The sequence below is a fragment of the Mameliella sp. CS4 genome, from assembly GCF_019392335.1.
Taxonomy (GTDB): Bacteria; Pseudomonadota; Alphaproteobacteria; order Rhodobacterales; family Rhodobacteraceae; genus Antarctobacter.
On sequence record NZ_JAHXRQ010000010.1, the window covers coordinates 149,118 to 164,834 of the forward strand.

Annotated in this window: 15 protein-coding genes; 11 read left to right on the forward strand and 4 right to left on the reverse strand. The window is 63.8% G+C overall.

Annotated features, from left to right (window positions below):
- Positions 1 to 23: 23 nt before the first annotated feature.
- The 10 genes from KZZ07_RS14085 (at position 24) to ribD (ending at position 9,636) form a co-directional block, all read left to right on the forward strand.
- Positions 24 to 299, forward strand: coding sequence for a hypothetical protein (locus tag KZZ07_RS14085; protein WP_219514944.1), 276 nt, complete (start codon positions 24 to 26; stop codon positions 297 to 299).
- Positions 300 to 354: 55 nt separating this feature from the next.
- Entirely contained in the window at positions 355 to 2,310 is a 1,956-nt protein-coding gene (gene dnaG, locus KZZ07_RS14090) for a DNA primase (RefSeq protein WP_219514946.1), read from the forward strand.
- Between the two features lie 124 nt (positions 2,311 to 2,434).
- Positions 2,435 to 4,420: an RNA polymerase sigma factor RpoD gene (gene rpoD / locus KZZ07_RS14095; protein WP_219514948.1), complete on the forward strand. Its 1,986-nt coding sequence runs from the start codon at positions 2,435 to 2,437 to the stop codon at positions 4,418 to 4,420.
- A gap of 4 nt (positions 4,421 to 4,424) precedes the next feature.
- Positions 4,425 to 4,706, forward strand: a complete 282-nt coding sequence (locus KZZ07_RS14100; protein WP_219514950.1) for an HlyU family transcriptional regulator — start codon at positions 4,425 to 4,427, stop codon at positions 4,704 to 4,706.
- Between the two features lie 17 nt (positions 4,707 to 4,723).
- On the forward strand, positions 4,724 to 5,059 hold the full coding sequence (locus tag KZZ07_RS14105; RefSeq protein ID WP_255564348.1) for a DUF1294 domain-containing protein: 336 nt from the start codon (positions 4,724 to 4,726) through the stop codon (positions 5,057 to 5,059).
- A 67-nt stretch (positions 5,060 to 5,126) separates the two neighbouring features.
- Positions 5,127 to 5,549 (forward strand): secondary thiamine-phosphate synthase enzyme YjbQ, encoded by a 423-nt coding sequence (locus tag KZZ07_RS14110; protein ID WP_219514952.1) that lies wholly within the window; start codon positions 5,127 to 5,129, stop codon positions 5,547 to 5,549.
- Between the two features lie 88 nt (positions 5,550 to 5,637).
- Positions 5,638 to 6,393, forward strand: coding sequence for a DUF1353 domain-containing protein (locus tag KZZ07_RS14115; RefSeq protein ID WP_219514953.1), 756 nt, complete (start codon positions 5,638 to 5,640; stop codon positions 6,391 to 6,393).
- A 2-nt stretch (positions 6,394 to 6,395) separates the two neighbouring features.
- Entirely contained in the window at positions 6,396 to 7,934 is a 1,539-nt protein-coding gene (locus KZZ07_RS14120) for a zinc-binding metallopeptidase family protein (protein ID WP_370631166.1), read from the forward strand.
- 134 nt (positions 7,935 to 8,068) lie between these two features.
- Positions 8,069 to 8,536: a transcriptional regulator NrdR gene (gene nrdR / locus KZZ07_RS14125; protein ID WP_043144595.1), complete on the forward strand. Its 468-nt coding sequence runs from the start codon at positions 8,069 to 8,071 to the stop codon at positions 8,534 to 8,536.
- Positions 8,533 to 9,636: a bifunctional diaminohydroxyphosphoribosylaminopyrimidine deaminase/5-amino-6-(5-phosphoribosylamino)uracil reductase RibD gene (gene ribD / locus KZZ07_RS14130; protein WP_367181453.1), complete on the forward strand. Its 1,104-nt coding sequence runs from the start codon at positions 8,533 to 8,535 to the stop codon at positions 9,634 to 9,636. Before nrdR ends, ribD begins: the two co-directional genes overlap by 4 nt.
- Before the next feature lie 122 nt (positions 9,637 to 9,758).
- Here ribD and KZZ07_RS14135 read toward each other — a convergent pair whose 3' ends face one another.
- From KZZ07_RS14135 to KZZ07_RS14145, 3 genes are all read right to left on the reverse strand, one after another.
- Positions 9,759 to 11,795 carry a capsule polysaccharide biogenesis protein gene (locus KZZ07_RS14135; RefSeq protein ID WP_255564349.1) on the reverse strand — a complete coding sequence of 679 codons (2,037 nt, stop codon included), beginning with the start codon at positions 11,793 to 11,795 and terminating at the stop codon, positions 9,759 to 9,761.
- 6 nt (positions 11,796 to 11,801) lie between these two features.
- On the reverse strand, positions 11,802 to 12,947 hold the full coding sequence (locus tag KZZ07_RS14140; RefSeq protein WP_219514955.1) for a polysaccharide biosynthesis/export family protein: 1,146 nt from the start codon (positions 12,945 to 12,947) through the stop codon (positions 11,802 to 11,804).
- Between the two features lie 95 nt (positions 12,948 to 13,042).
- Positions 13,043 to 14,335 carry a capsule polysaccharide biogenesis protein gene (locus KZZ07_RS14145; protein WP_219514956.1) on the reverse strand — a complete coding sequence of 431 codons (1,293 nt, stop codon included), beginning with the start codon at positions 14,333 to 14,335 and terminating at the stop codon, positions 13,043 to 13,045.
- Between the two features lie 88 nt (positions 14,336 to 14,423).
- On the opposite strand from KZZ07_RS14145, the gene KZZ07_RS14150 reads away from it, so the two are divergent.
- Positions 14,424 to 15,011: a riboflavin synthase gene (locus KZZ07_RS14150; protein WP_219514957.1), complete on the forward strand. Its 588-nt coding sequence runs from the start codon at positions 14,424 to 14,426 to the stop codon at positions 15,009 to 15,011.
- Positions 15,012 to 15,281: 270 nt separating this feature from the next.
- Here the strand turns inward: KZZ07_RS14150 and KZZ07_RS14155 are convergent, their stop codons facing one another.
- Positions 15,282 to 15,530, reverse strand: coding sequence for a hypothetical protein (locus KZZ07_RS14155; RefSeq protein ID WP_219514958.1), 249 nt, complete (start codon positions 15,528 to 15,530; stop codon positions 15,282 to 15,284).
- Positions 15,531 to 15,717 lie beyond the last annotated feature (187 nt).

The window sequence follows — 15,717 nt, forward strand, 5'->3', positions numbered from 1 at the left end:
AGTCCGGCAGAAAGGAAACCGCCATGCGCGCATTGGTCATGATCGCTGTTCTCGGGTTCGGAGCGTCCACCGCGGTGGCGCAGGATGCGAACAAATGCGTCCAGACAGAGACCTGGTTCAACACCGCTGTGCAAGCCCGCCTGGACGGGGAGAGCAAGGCAAAGGTGCGCCGCACCATGACCCGGGAAATGGGAAAGGATGCCGCTGGGCAATTGGTGGATTTCATCTTTCTGCTGCCCGAGGCGCAACTGACGCCCGAGGTGGGCAAGGCTGCGCGCGCGCAATGCGAGGCGCTCTAAGCCGGGCTGACTCTGCCCCCTTGCCTATGGGCCGCGCCGGACGATATTGAGAGGCATGAGCCTCCCCCCCGGATTCCTTGATGAGCTGCGCAACCGCACCAGCCTTTCGCAGGTGGTGGGCCGCAAGGTGTTGTGGGACAATCGGAAATCCAACCAGGGCAAGGGCGACCTATGGGCGCCGTGCCCCTTTCACCATGAAAAAACCGCATCTTTTCATGTAGATGACCGCAAGGGCTATTACTATTGCTTTGGGTGCCACGCCAAAGGTGACGCGATTTCCTTTGTCCGCGAGACAGAGAACGTCGGCTTCATGGAAGCGATCGAGATCCTGGCCCAGGAGGCCGGGATGGAGGTGCCCAAGCAGGACCCGCGCGCGCAGGAAAAGGCCGACCGCCGGACCCTGCTGAGCGAAGTCATGGAACAGGCGGTGGGCTTTTTCCGACTGCAGCTCAAGACCGGGGCAGGGGCCGAGGCGCGCGCCTACCTGGCGCGGCGCGGGCTGGACGAGGCGGCGCTGGAACGCTGGGAGATCGGCTTTGCCCCGCCGGGATGGGAAAACCTGCGTCAGGCGCTGACAGGGCGCGGTGTCGAGGTCGACCTGTTGCTGGGCGCCGGGCTGGTGCGGGCCTCTGACAAGGGGCGCGCGCCCTATGATGTCTTCCGCAACCGCATCATGTTCCCGATCCGCGACGGACGGGGTCGGGCCATCGCCCTTGGCGGGCGGGCCATGGATCCGAACGACAACGCGAAATATCTCAACTCTCCCGAAACCGAGCTGTTCGACAAGTCGCGCAACCTGTTCAACCTCAAGCCCGCGCGCGAGGCGGCGGGTCGGGGCCAGCGATTGATCGTGGCCGAGGGCTACATGGACGTGATCGCGCTGAGCGAGGCGGGATTCGCCGCCTCTGTGGCGCCGCTGGGCACCGCCGTGACCGAACCGCAGCTGCAGCAGATGTGGCGCGTCTCGAACGAGCCGGTGATTGCGCTGGACGGGGACAAGGCGGGCCTGAACGCGGCCTATCGGGTCATCGACCTGGCCCTGCCGCTGCTAGAGGCGGGCAAGGGACTGCGCTTTGCGATCATGCCCGAGGGCAAGGACCCCGACGATCTGTTGCGTGCCGAGGGCCCGGAGGCCGTGGCCAAGGTGCTGGACGGCGCGCTGCCGATGGTACAACTGCTTTGGCGACAGGAAACCGACGGCCTGGTGCTGGACAGCCCCGAACGCCGCGCCGCGCTGGACAAGGCGCTGCGGACCCGGATCGGCAAGATCCAGGACCCGACGTTGCGCCATCACTATGGCGAAGCGCTCAAGGAGCTGCGTTACCAGGCCTTTCGCCCGGCACGTCCGCCCCGCCCAGACCGTCCGTTCCGGGGTGGGGGGCGTTTCCAGCAACAGGTGGCCGCGGTGCCGACCGCCGGGGCCAAGTCATCGCGGCTGGCCTCTGGCGGAGAAGAGGGAGAGCGCCGTCTGCGCCAGGAGGTGATCCTGGCCGCGATCCTGTCGGCGCCCGATATTGCCGAGGAATTCGAGGCCCAACTGGAGGATATGGCCTGTGCCGACACCGAGCTGACGGTTCTGCGCGACGCGATTCTGCGAGGTCTTGGTGACACTGACAGGATGCTGGACGTGGTCGAGGCGGCGCTTGGCCCCGATGCCCTTGAAAACCTTCGGTCCGGACGCCATGTCGCCGTGGTGCCCTGTATCCGGGCACCCGGAAACGCCGAGCTTGCCCGGCTGACGGTTGCAGAGGAACTGGCCAAGCTGGCCGCGCAGGATGGCTGGCAGCTGGAAATGAAGGAAGCCCAGGAAGATCTCGAGGCACGGGCCGACGAAGCCCTGACCTGGCGCCTGGCAGAGGCCGCGCGCGTGCGCGCACAGGCCGGACGCCGCCGCGACGAGGATGACGCAGACTATGACATTGGCCCCAACGGGGCCCCGATCGACCGCGAGGAACGCAGTGCGTTTGATTCGCTCCTGTCACAGATTCGATTCGACAAAAGCCGCAAATAAGCAGCGAATTGGTGACGAACTGGTAAAGAAATATGGTTAGACGGGTGTGCGAATCACCGAATCGCGCTAATGAGTCGGTTTATCGAATCGCCCCCGTTCCCGAGCCCCTCATCAGGAGAGCCGCATGGCAGCCAAGGACAACGAAGACGTAAAGTCCGAAGATCAGGAAGAGGAAATCAGCCTCGACATGAGCCAGACAGCGGTCAAGAAAATGATCGCCGAGGCGCGTGAGCGTGGGTACATCACCTACGATCAGCTCAACCAGGTTCTTCCCCCCGATCAGGTCTCTTCCGACCAGATCGAGGACGTGATGTCGATGCTCTCCGAAATGGGCATCCAGGTCACCGAGGAAGAAGAACAGGAAGAGGACGACAACAAGGGAACGACCGATCTGGTCGAAACCAAGAAGGCGGGTGAGGTCACGCTGTCGGGCGGTGGCGCCGAAAAGCTCGACCGGACCGACGACCCGGTGCGCATGTACCTGCGCGAGATGGGCAGCGTCGAACTGCTGAGTCGCGAGGGCGAGATCGCCATCGCCAAGCGCATCGAGGCCGGTCGCAACACGATGATCCTGGGCCTCTGCGAGAGCCCGCTGACCTTCCAGGCGATCACGATCTGGCGCGACGAACTTCTGTCCGAGGACATTCTGCTGCGCGACGTGATCGACCTCGAGACCACCTTCTCGGGCCAGATGGACGAGGAAGGTGGTATCGGCGAACCCGTCGTCGACACCGCAAACGTCGAGACCTCTGCCAAGCCCAAGAGCGATGAGCCGGAATACGACGCCGACGGCAATCCCATTGCCAAGGAAGACGATGAAGACGACGACGAGCAGGCCAACATGTCGCTCGCCGCGATGGAAACCGCGCTCAAGCCGCGGGTTCTGGAAACGCTCGACCGCATCGCCCAGGACTACGAGGCGCTGGCCGAAATGCAGGACAGCCGGATCTCGGCGACCCTGAACGAGGACGGCTCCTTCGATGCACAGGACGAGGCGCTGTACCAGAAGTTGCGCTCGGAGATCGTCGAACTGGTCAACGGTTTGCACCTGCACAATAACCGGATCGAGGCGCTGATCGACCAGCTTTACGGCATCAACAAGCGCATCATGTCCATCGACAGCGCAATGGTGAAACTGGCCGACCAGGCCCGCATCAACCGTCGTGAATTCGTCGAGGAATACCGTGGCCACGAGCTTGACCCCAACTGGATGGAGCGCATGTCGCAGAAATCCGGGCGCGGCTGGCAGATGTTCATCGATCGCTCTTCGGACAAGGTCGAGGAACTGCGCGCGGACATGGCACAGGTCGGCCAGTATGTCGGCCTGGACATCAGCGAATTCCGCCGCATCGTGAACCAGGTGCAGAAGGGTGAGAAAGAGGCGCGGCAGGCGAAAAAGGAAATGGTCGAGGCCAACCTGCGCCTCGTGATCTCGATCGCCAAGAAGTACACGAACCGTGGGCTGCAGTTCCTCGACCTCATTCAGGAAGGCAACATCGGCCTGATGAAGGCGGTCGACAAGTTCGAGTACCGCCGCGGCTACAAGTTCTCGACCTACGCAACATGGTGGATCCGTCAGGCGATCACCCGGTCCATCGCGGACCAGGCCCGCACCATCCGTATCCCGGTCCACATGATCGAGACGATCAACAAGCTGGTCCGCACCGGGCGCCAGATGCTGCACGAGATCGGCCGCGAGCCGACGCCGGAGGAGCTGGCCGAAAAACTCCAGATGCCGTTGGAGAAGGTCCGGAAGGTGATGAAGATCGCCAAGGAGCCGATCTCTCTCGAAACCCCGATCGGGGACGAGGAAGACAGCCAGCTTGGGGACTTCATCGAGGACAAGAATGCGATCCTGCCGCTGGATTCCGCCATTCAGGAAAACCTGAAGGAAACCACGACACGGGTTCTGTCTTCGCTCACGCCGCGCGAGGAACGGGTGCTGCGCATGCGTTTCGGTATCGGCATGAACACCGACCACACGCTGGAAGAGGTCGGCCAGCAGTTCAGCGTGACCCGCGAACGCATCCGCCAGATCGAGGCCAAGGCCCTGCGAAAGCTCAAGCACCCGTCGCGGTCGCGCAAGCTGCGCAGCTTCCTGGACCAATAAGCGCATGTCGCTGCTGAAACGCCTGTTTGGCGGCAATGGCGGCGGGGCGGAAACGCCCGCCGCCCAGACCGTCGAATACGAGGGCTTTCGGATCACGCCGCAGCCCGCGGCCGAAGGTGGTCAGTTCCGCATCGGCGCCCTGATCGAGGGCGAAGTGAACGGCGACCCCCGCAGTCACCAGTTGATCCGCGCCGACATGATCCGCGATCGGGATGAAGCCGAAGAGGCTTCGATCCGGAAGGCGAAACAGATGATCGACCAAATGGGCGCTCGTCTCTTCGACTGAATCCGGACAGGGGCTGTATGGATTTCGACGCGGTGACAGGAGCGATGGGCTCCGTTCAGGGTCTTGCCGGCCTGTTTTTGGCTTTGAACCTTCTTACGTTTTTCCTGTTCTGGCTGGACAAGACGCGCGCGCGCCGGGGGCGCTGGCGCGTGCCCGAACGGACCTTGCTGACTTTCGCATGCCTCGGAGGGTCCATAGGGGCCAAAGCCGGGCAGCGGCTCTTTCGCCACAAGACAAGCAAGCAGCCTTTCGCCTCTGTCTTGAACGCAATTTGCCTGCTGCAACTGGTGTTGGTCATATTTTTGACGGTCCCGTCCAGTCGAGGCTGGCTTTTGTCCGCGTTGACGGGGTGATCGGGCCGTTGCGGTTCCGGGGGTCGGATGCCAAAAAGGTTGACGCGCCGCTAAGTCGGGGAAGGCCATGCCACAGACCAGCTTTACCGTTCACACAGATGGTGCCGGTCTCTATGAGATCACCAGAGAGGTGGCGCAATGGGCCGCCGCTGTCGGGGCGCAAGAGGGGCTGTGCACCCTGTTCCTGCGCCACACCTCGGCCAGCCTGCTGATCCAGGAAAACGCCGATCCGGATGTGCGGCGCGATCTGGACGCCTATTTCGCCCGATTGGTGCCACGCGCAGACACGCCTGAAATGGAGTACCTGACCCACCGCTGTGAGGGGCCGGACGACATGCCCGCCCATATCAAGGCCGCTTTGCTGCCGGTCAGCCTGTCCATTCCCCTGGTACGGGGAGGGTTGGGGCTGGGCACCTGGCAGGGCATCTACCTCTTCGAACACAGGGACGCGCCGCACCGGCGCGAGATCCTCGCCCATATCGGCGGGTGAGGTTTTCCGCCATTGTTCCAAGGACCCGCGCTGGTAGACTGCTACGCAGACCTGACAGGATTTCCAGACCGTAACCGGGATTGAACTCATGCAACGCAAGACGAAAGGTCGGGCGCTTTTTGCCATTGGCCTCCTGCTCGTCGCAGGCGGGGCCGGGGCCGTGATCGGTTTGCCTGAATATCTGGCCCGCAGCGCGGCGGCCAAGGCCTCGACCTGTCTCGAGGTGCAAAGCCGCGACCGGCTGTGCCGCTTTATCGGCGGGCCGCTGCAGATGGCCGGCGAGCCGGTCTTCATCGAGAACTTTCACCACGCTTTCCTGCCGACACGGGCCAAGATCGATTTCATCGACGCCAGTGGCGACACCTGGACGGCGCCGCCGCAGACGCTGACCGATGGCGCCACCATCCCGGTGATCTTTGCGCCGCTGATCGGCGACCGGCAAAGCCGAGAATACCTGATGGCAGCAGCGCTGCATGACGCCTATTGCGGTGTCGGCAACGAGGAACTGTCCACCTATCGCAAACGCGGGTGGCGCGAGGTCCATCGCATGTTCTACGAGGCGCTGCTGGTCAACGGGACGCCCCCCAAGAAGGCCAAGATCATGTATGCCGCCGTCTTCTTGGGCGGCCCGCGCTGGAATGAGCCGGACGTCTCGCTGTCGCATATCCCGGATGAGGTGCTGTTGCAGGAAATGGAATGGTGTCTCGAATGGATCGACCTGGTCGATCCGACGCCCGACGAAATCGCGCAATGGATGGAAGACCGGGGCCAGTTGCTGCTATCTGGGGAGGCACAGACCATGCCAGCCTACCTGCGCGAGGCATCCGACCCAAGGAAGTTCTGAACGTGAGCAAAGACACAGCGGACCGCTGGATCGCGGACCATGCCGGGGATCTCTCGGCCTGGTGCGCACGGATTTTCGACTATGGTGAACCGGCGTGGCGAGAGTATCGCTCTGCCGAATGGTACGTCGCGCGGCTCCGCGAAGAGGGCTTCGAGGTCGAAGAAGGCTCTGCCGGGATGCCCACTGCCTTTTGTGCGCGCTGGTCGCAAGGCGACGGACCGATGATCGGCATGTATGCCGAATACGACGCGGTGCCGGCCAATTGCCAGGCTCCGGTCCCGTTCGAGGCCCCGCGCGAGGGGCTTGGCCCGCTGGCGGCAGGCCATACGGACCCGCATTCGGCCCTGGGCATGGGCGCCTTGGCCGGCGTTCTGGCAACCAAGGCGGCGATGCAGGCGCACGGCATCCCCGGGGGGTTGCAGATCACCGGCGAACCGGCGGAAAAGGTGCGCGGGTCCAAACCCCTGCACGCGGCGGCGGGCTATTATGACGGGCTTGCGGCCATGCTGTCCTGGCACCCGTTCTACATGCTGCCGCTCTGCAACACCGTTCGCTGGGACACCCATTGCGGCGCGGCCTATGCCTTTGTCTACCGCTTTCGCTGTGAGGCGCCGCAGACCTGGATGCAGGGTGGCGACGGTGCGCCGCCGATCCCGCAAAGCCATTCCGACGTCCGTGCACCCGGTGCCAATGACGCCTTGGTGACAATGTACCAGATGGGCCGGTCCCTGAGGGAGTCCATGCTGCCGCATCGCGGCGGCTGGTCCGTGTCAGAGGCGATCCTGTCCACGGGGCAGGCGACGGCGGACAACCTGCCTGCACGTCAGGCCGACCTGCAATACCTCATGCGCATGCCCGACCTGCAAATGGCCGAGCAGATCACCGCGCAACTGGACCGGCTGGCCGATCATGTCGCCCAGATCACCGGCTGCACGGTCGAAAAGATCTGGGTCAGCAAGTCCCGCCCCGGCCTGCCCAACCACGCCCTGGCGGGTCTTGCCTGGGAGGCTTTGCAGGACGTTGGGGCGCCGGACTACAGTGCAGAGGCGCTGGACCTTGCGCGACAGGTGCAGAGCGCCTGCGGGGGCGAGGCCACCGACGATCCGCTGATCCCCGAATGCACCCGCCTGATCGCCCCGCAAGAGGCCGAGGCGATCCTGCGCCGGGATCTGCCACCCGGTCAGTTGAACAGCACCTCGGACGACTATACGGACATGTGCTGGCACGCGCCGACCGCACGGATCTACATTGGCCGCCCGGCACTGCGTGGTGGGCCCTATCCGCCCTGGGCGATGAACGCGCTAGGCGGCATCCCCGCGCTGATCGACCCGACTGTGCAGACCGCTGGCCGCGTGTTGTCACGCACGGCACTGCGCCTGCTGACGGATCAGACCGCGCGCGCGGAGTGTTGGGCCGAATTCGAGGAGCGCCGCGCCGCCAACCCGATCCCGCCACTGGCCGACTACCCGGCGCCGGTCGATCTGCCCTGGCCGGAATATGTCACCACCCCGCGCGGGCGGCATTGGCATATTCCCGGCTGATCCCGCGCCGTATCTAGCGGCGTCAATTCCCCTCTACCCAAATTATGGCGGCTGACCTATAGTGGCTGTGGATAAATGGGGGTTAACCCCATGGCCAGAGGCAGGAACACCAAGAAAAACGAGGGGATGGGCCCATGCGCTGCCCGTTTTGCGGAAATATCGACACCCAAGTGAAGGACTCTCGCCCGGCAGAGGATCACGTTTCGATCCGGCGGCGCAGGTTCTGCCCCGCCTGCGGCGGTCGTTTCACCACCTATGAGCGGGTCCAGTTGCGGGATCTCGTTGTCATAAAGACGAACGGACGGCGCGAGGACTTTGACCGGGACAAGCTGGAACGCTCGATCCGGATTGCGCTGCAGAAGCGCCCGATAGACCCGGAGCGCATCGACCAGATGATTTCCGGCATCGTGCGGCGGCTGGAAAGCATGGGTGAGACAGACATCCCGTCGAAGATGATCGGCGAGATCGTCATGGAGACGCTCGCCCGGATCGATACGGTCGCCTACGTGCGTTTTGCCAGCGTCTACAAGAACTTCCAGGCGGCGGACGATTTCGACAAGTTCGTCAGCGAGCTGCGGCCAGAAACCCAGGCCGAGAAGTGACACCGGACGATAGGCGACACATGGCCCATGCGCTGGCGCTGGGCCGTCGCGGCATGGGGCAATGCTGGCCCAATCCGGCGGTTGGGTGCGTGATTGTCCGCGACGGTCGTGTTGTCGGGCGCGGCTGGACCGCGCCGGGCGGCAGACCGCATGCGGAAACCGTTGCGCTGGACATGGCTGGCGCGGCGGCGCGGGGCGCCACGGCTTATGTCACCCTGGAACCCTGTGCGCACCACGGTGCCACACCGCCCTGCTGCGAGGCCCTGGTCGCAGCAGGCGTGGCCCGCGTGGTGGCCCCCATCGCCGACAGCGACCCGAGGGTCGACGGACAAGGCTTTGACTACCTGCGAAAAAATGGCGTCGAGGTCACGACCGGCATTGGTGCGGAACAGGCATTGTCGGATCATGCCGGTTTCTTCCTGCGGATCGCGCAGGGGCGACCCTGGGTGACGTTGAAACTGGCCATGACGGTGGATGGGCGCATCGCCACGGCGACCGGAGAAAGCCAGTGGATCACCGGCCCGGAGGCCCGCCGCGCGGTTCACGCCCTGCGCGCCAGCCATGACGCGGTGATGGTGGGCGCCGGCACCGCCCGCGCTGACGATCCCCAGCTGACAGTGCGCGGCTATGGAGAAAGGCGCCAGCCGGTGCGCGTCGTCGTCTCTCGCCTGATCGACGTGCCGCTGATGAGCCAGCTTGCGCAAAGCGCCCGCGAGGTGCCGCTCTGGCTCTGCCACGGTCCCGAAGCGCGCAGTGAACTGAAGACCGCCTGGGAGGGCGTTGGAGCGCGTCTGCTGCCCTGCCAGATCTCCGGTGGACGTATCGACCCGCTGGCCATGCTGCGCGCGCTGGGGTCTGGAGGGCTGACACGGGTCTTCTGCGAGGGGGGCGGTCAGCTAGCCGCCTCGCTCTTGCTGCATGACCTGGTGGACGAATTGCATGTCTTCACCGCGGGCATGGCACTGGGGGCCGAAGGTTATCCAGGGATCGGTGCGCTGGGGGTGGCCAGGCTGGACGAGGCCCCCCGTTTCGACCTTGTGGATGTTGTGGGCGTGGGTGCGGATATCCGGCACGTCTGGCGCCGCCGCCAAGGCGAGTAATCCGAAGTGTTAACAGAAGGTTAATTGTTGCTGCACCTTGTTAACCAGGGGTCAGCATCCTGTGGATAAGTCTGAAAATAACTTTTTATCAGAGGAATATGTCACTTAACTGTAATAAAGCCTTAACGTCGCCAGAGATCGGCATGGCTCGCGAGCGCGCCCTGCAGTTTCGCCAGCACCCGGTTCGCCGGACCGGGAGACGGAATCCTGCCGGTTTTCAGACGATTGACCGTGCATTCTACGGAACAAGGTAAACCTGTCTGCGGGTCGAAATAGCGCGGATAATCGACCAGCGTCGCATGGGCGAGCGCCTCGAGTGTGGGGCGTGGGCCATGCAGGCGGCGTGCGGGGACCGGGCCGATATCCCGGGTCAGGCCCCAGCCCGCATAGAAAGGCGCGCCCAGAGTCACCACTCGGCATCCGCGCAAGAGCGCCTCGAAACCGGTGAGCGACGTCATGGTCCAGACCTCGTCGACCTGACGCAGGAGCGCACCGATATCGCAGCGGTCCAGTACGACATCGGCCCATTGGTCCGGATTGTCCACTGTTCCTGCCCGCAAACCGGCCTCCACGTCCGGGTGCGGCTTCCACAGGATCACTGCATCGGGGTTTTCCTGACGCACACGCGCCAACAGATCGGCGTTGCGCCGGATGTCCGGGCTGCCCGTCAGGATAGAGGCATCGTCTTCGACCTGTCCGGGCACCAGGATGCGGCGACCCGCAGGTAGATCGGGCAGGGAGCCGGAAAGATTGTATTTGGACAAGCCGTCCGCGACAAGATCACGGATCAGTCTGTGGATACGTTGGGTTTGGTCCGGTCGCAGTCCAGCAGCACGTTTGTGAATCCAGCCTTCAAGGTCTGAAGAACGGGTGGGATCGTAGTAAATTCCCCCGGAATCCAGCACCAGGGACAGGGGCGGGACCAGATCGGCCCCCAAACCGCGCGATCTGAGGAAACCGTCTTCGACCCGCACGGCTTTTCCACTCGCCTTGCTGGCCCAGCACATATGGCTGCGACCCTCTCGCGCGGCGATATCCCCAGCTTTGTCTACATCGTCTTCAAAGCGTATTCGCTTTGTCTGACCAAAGAATTTCTGCAATGGCCGTCTTTTCCACAGGCGCATACCAGAGGCAACCCAGCCGGTCCTGTCCTCCCGCCAGGCGCGCGCCTGCGCTTCGATCGCGCCCAGGGTATCCTCGATTTCGCAGAGTCGATCGCCATGCGGGTCGTACCAGCGCGGGTAGAGGATCATCGCCCCGGCACAAAGCTGCGCGCGTGTCAGTCGGGCGGTGCGACGCGGGATCACCTCTTCGTCCTGCGTCAGCCCCCAGCCCGCGTAAAAGGGAAGGCCGAACACACGAGGGCGATGTCCCGCGAGGATCGCCTCGAACCCCATCTGGGAAGAAACGGTATAGACCGAGGTGGCCCCCTCCAGCAGCGCCCAGGGGGAGGCGGGACCGTCAAAGAGCGCAACATCTCCCACCGCGTCCTCGGGCGTATAGTGCCCCGGACGATAGCCCGCGCCGGACTCTGGGTGAGTCTTCAGCACGATGCGCGCGCCGGGATTTTCCTCGCGCGCGACAAAGAGCATTTCGAGGAAACGCGCGCGGTCGGCCCCGCTGGCCCGGACAGAGGCGTCGCCACGGGTCTGGTCGATCACCAGCACATAGCCCGGCTTGGGCGGGTCCACGTCCAGTCTTGTGGCGGAATACTTGCTGAGATGGGCCTCTTGCATGCGCGCCATGACGCCCCGCGCGCGGTCCAGCAGCGAGGTGTCGTCGAGTGGATGTGTGTTCAGCAGGGTTTCCAGGTCGGATGGCGTGCGGCCATCGAAATGCACGCCGCAGTGGTCGATCAAGAGGCCAAGCGGGGGCTCTCCGGCGCGACCGGGATGCAATGAGCGCAGGAAAGCGTCCTCGATCCGAACCAGCCCGGCGCCACTGCGCGCGGCCACAGCCTCGCCCCGGTGCGCGGTGGGGGACTGCCCCCAGACGCCCACCAGGTCATCCGGGCCGGGGCGGCCAAGGGTCACGCGGTATCCGGCCAGTCCCAGGATACGGCGCAACCGGCTCTGCCAGAGAAATCCGCCGTTGTAGACGTGCAAACGCCGGGGGCGAGGACCCCCGGCGTTCACCGTTTCCGTGTGTCCGGTCGTCAAGGCGCGTCAGCCACCCGACAGCGTGTCGGCGGCGGTTGTCAGCGTGCTGACCGCGCCCAGCGTGCCGGTCAGGGCGGCGATCACCTTGTTCCACTGGGTAAAGGGCGCCTCTGTCACATATAGCGTATCCTGGTCGCGGATGACGAAGTCGCGCGCCATGAACATGCCGTTCGGTTCGGTCAGGTCCAGGACATAAACCATGCGCTGTGCGCCGATCAGGTCGTCGCGGCCCAGCACCTGGTTGGCGATTTCAGCCGGTTCGTTGCGCAGGACGAAAACGCCCGTCGGGTCGGCCGCGGCGGCCATCAGGCCGCCCACCTGGGCAATCGCCTCGACCGCGGAGATGACCTGACTGTCGAAGGGCACGCGGGCCTGGGTGCCGGTGGCCCCCAGTGCTGTGAAGGAACGGGTGTCCTCCTCAACAAGGATGCGGTCGCCGCCGCGCAGGGCGATGTCGAACTTGGGGTTCTCGTAGAGGTCCTGGAACCAGATCTTGCCCTTGTGATCGCCGCGCAACACGGTGATCTGCGCGATCTCGGGGTCGATGGAAATACCGCCCGCGCGGGCCAGCATGGCAGAGAGTGTGCGCGTCGGTCGTTCGATGGCATAGACACCCTGGCCACCCACGGCGCCCACGAGGCTGACGGTCGATCCGTCGCCCGCGAGGCGGCGCACCTCGACCTGTGGGTCCGGGGTCTGGTCTTCGAGCCGTTCGGTGATGATCCGGCGGATGCGTTCGGGCGTGTTGCCCGCGGCGCGGATGCGCCCGGCGTAGGGCACAAAGATGAAGCCCGCGCCATCCACCTGCACCTCTTCGAGGATGGTGGAATTGGCCGCCTCGCCGGCCAGCAGGCCGTCATCGACGTTTTCCCAGATGGTCAGGCCCAGCGTATCGCCCGGGCGGATCGTGTCAGAGCCCAGGACACCCGCGTTCTTGAAGCCCTCGGTGAACCCCAGCGCCGGAACAACGGAGGTCGCCCGTGTGACGCGGTCGTTCACCGAAACGATGAAGGCGTCGCCCTCGCGTTGGACCGATCCGGCAAAGATTTCACGTTTGTTGGGGCCAACGCGGGGAAGGCCGCAGGACGCCACAAGCGATACCGCGACCAGGAGCGCGACACCACGCGCCCACCGGAGAGGGGGTTGTTTCACTGCTCGGTCTCCTCGACCTGTATTGTTCTGCCTCAGGTTTTTTCTGCAACCTACCGGAGTCCGGTCGAAAAAGCCAGTCCGGGGTTGCCCGCGCGTCAGTGCACGACGCGCAACTGTTGCCTCGGGGCCGCGGTGCCGCGCGACAGGGCATCATAGGGGTCGTCAGGCGACAGCATCATGTCCACCACCTGCCGCAGCAGTTGCCGCCGCCCGCGTGCCGAGTAAAAGCCGCCGGGCAGCTGAGAGGTTTCCAGCAGGTAGCGCCGGTAGTCCTTGTAGGCCTTGTTGTCCGGCCGTGTGGGTTGGGCAAAGAACTCGGGCAGAGGCTGGGTCGAGACGAACTCGGGCTTGGCATAGACCGCGTCGCCGAAGACCTTGATCGGGATGCCGCGCCAAAGCACCTGCTGGGCGGCGGTCGAATTGACTGTCACAGCGCTGCGCGCATCGTTCAGCAGTTGCGCCAGCTTGCCACCGCGGACGTAATGCACCCGGTCGGTCACGCCGTGTTTCGCGGCCGATTGCGCCACGGCGCGGCGCACCTGGGCGCGGCCGTCTTCCAGCGGATGCGCCTTGAATACCAGGTGGTGATGGCCCGGGGCGCCCTCGGCAAAACCCGCGATCACAAGGTCGACGAAGTCAGGCATCGTGTCGAAGGGCGAATGCTGCTGGAAGCTGGAGTCATGCTCCAGCTGCATCAGCGCCAGGTGATAGGGAAAGCCGCCCATGCGAATGCGGGTGGTGGCGATGACGCGATCCGCCCAACTGAAGGGCATCAGCAGCAGCCGTTTCAGATACAGCAGGAATTCCTGGAAGACGCTGAGCGAACGATGTGGTTGAAAGTTGCGATAGTCCCCGTTCCGGAACATCACGAACCAATGGTAGAGCGCGCCGTAGAAGATGTGCTGGCGCATGTCACCCCAGTGGGCCGGGGGCAGAGGCGCCTCCATGTCCGATAGCTCCAACGCCCGGCGCATGTCGTCCACGCTCATCCGCATCAGCCGCGAATGCCCGTTCGATCCGCCACGTTCATAGGTGACCCAATAGGGCCGCATGTAGCCTTCCTCGAAGACATGCACCGTCAGCCCGCGCGCCTTTGCCTCCTCGACCGCCTGGGCGTGAATTGCGCGCACGTCGCCATAAAGCACGATGTCAGTGATGCCGCGCGCCCCAACCAGGTCGCAAAACCAGTCGCGCCAGTCCTCGGGCGCGCCGCGATAGGGCAGGTAGCTTTTGGGGTGGAACCAGAAGGCGCGATCCCCGGCGTTGAAACCCACGCGCCAGACCTCTGCCCCGGTCTTGCGCAGCATGGCGCCGAGCCGGTGAAAGAACGGCCCATGCGGTCCCTGAAGGAACAGAAAGACCCGTTTGTCGCCAGTTGCCTTGACCATGATGCCGCTATATGTCCGGTTGCTGAACAAAGTTCTACCGCTTGAGTTCGGCGAAATTAAGGCTCTACGGGCCGGGAAAGGGCAAGAGATGTTCACTGGGATCGTCACCGACATGGGCACCGTTCGCGCGCTGGAGCATCGCGGCGACCTGCGCGCCCGCATCGGCACCTCTTACGAGACCTCGGGGATCGACATGGGCGCCTCTATCGCCTGCAACGGTGTCTGCCTGACAGTCGTGGGACTTGGTGAGGGTTGGTTCGACGTCGATATCTCGGCCGAGAGTGTGTCCAAGACCAACATCGGTGACTGGGCCGAGGGCACGCGGATCAATCTGGAACGCGCGCTCAAGGTGGGCGACGAACTGGGCGGGCACATCGTGTCCGGCCATGTGGACGGCGTGGCCGAAGTGGTGGGCATGGTGGACGAGGGTGACAGCACCCGCGTCACCTTTCGCGCGCCCGAGGCGCTGGCGAAATTCGTCGCGCCCAAGGGATCGGTGGCGCTGAACGGCACGTCGTTGACAGTGAACGAGGTCGACGGATGCGATTTTGGTATCAACTTCATCCCGCACACCAAGGAGGTGACGACCTGGGGCGGGGTGAAAGTGGGCGACCGCATCAACCTGGAGATCGACACGCTGGCGCGCTACGTCTCCCGGTTGCAGGAGTGGGGCTAATCCTGCGCGATTGACCGGCTCGGCCGGCCGGGCTCTGCTCCCGGCAGCGTTTCGGGAACCGTGCAGAGGGACTGCCATGACCGTCGAGATATCGCTTTGCGACCGCCTTCCGCCCCGCGAAGACCTCGATCTCGTTCTGGGCGAATACTATTTCTCGCCCATACCGAGTTTCCAGCCTCCAGCACATCATCAACAAATTCAACACAATTAGTACCCATCAAGCTGTAGTTATTGGGGCCCAACCGCCCCCAGATATAGTTGTCCATCAATTCAGCTTGGCCCGGGGTCACAGAAAATGAAATTGTTTTTACAGGTCTTGCTTCGGAAAACCTTATCTTGGATAAAACCATCAGACGGCCCAACAGGGGCGCTGAACGACAGCCCCGCAGACGAACCCTTAAACAGACCCACATCTCCTACATATTGCTGTTCATAGACCACCCCATTGACAGCAATTGACACATGACCACTCAAGCCAGCATCACAAAAGTTAACTGTTATATATTCATTCCCGGCCACATTACTTCTCCTCAAAAATTACAAAGGAATAACCGGGGCACTCAACCCCAGACCATACAAACCCAGACTTATACGCCCCATAAAGAACCTTCCTATAAGGGTCCAGTGCGTAGGGTCAGGACTCGTTCTCACTCAAAGCCAGAAGATGACGGTTGCGGCGAGTGCGATCGCTGAGAAGAAGGTCTTC

Excerpts from the sequence above, each read along its gene's own strand:
- KZZ07_RS14085 (WP_219514944.1), top strand. The coding sequence starts at position 24 with ATGCGCGCATTGGTCATGATCGCTGTTCTCGGGTTCGGAGCGTCCACC.
- dnaG (WP_219514946.1), top strand. The coding sequence starts at position 355 with ATGAGCCTCCCCCCCGGATTCCTTGATGAGCTGCGCAACCGCACCAGC.
- rpoD (WP_219514948.1), top strand. The coding sequence starts at position 2,435 with ATGGCAGCCAAGGACAACGAAGACGTAAAGTCCGAAGATCAGGAAGAG.
- KZZ07_RS14100 (WP_219514950.1), top strand. The coding sequence starts at position 4,425 with ATGTCGCTGCTGAAACGCCTGTTTGGCGGCAATGGCGGCGGGGCGGAA.
- KZZ07_RS14105 (WP_255564348.1), top strand. The coding sequence starts at position 4,724 with ATGGATTTCGACGCGGTGACAGGAGCGATGGGCTCCGTTCAGGGTCTT.
- KZZ07_RS14110 (WP_219514952.1), top strand. The coding sequence starts at position 5,127 with ATGCCACAGACCAGCTTTACCGTTCACACAGATGGTGCCGGTCTCTAT.
- KZZ07_RS14115 (WP_219514953.1), top strand. The coding sequence starts at position 5,638 with ATGCAACGCAAGACGAAAGGTCGGGCGCTTTTTGCCATTGGCCTCCTG.
- nrdR (WP_043144595.1), top strand. The coding sequence starts at position 8,069 with ATGCGCTGCCCGTTTTGCGGAAATATCGACACCCAAGTGAAGGACTCT.
- KZZ07_RS14145 (WP_219514956.1), bottom strand. The coding sequence starts at position 14,335 with ATGGTCAAGGCAACTGGCGACAAACGGGTCTTTCTGTTCCTTCAGGGA.
- KZZ07_RS14150 (WP_219514957.1), top strand. The coding sequence starts at position 14,424 with ATGTTCACTGGGATCGTCACCGACATGGGCACCGTTCGCGCGCTGGAG.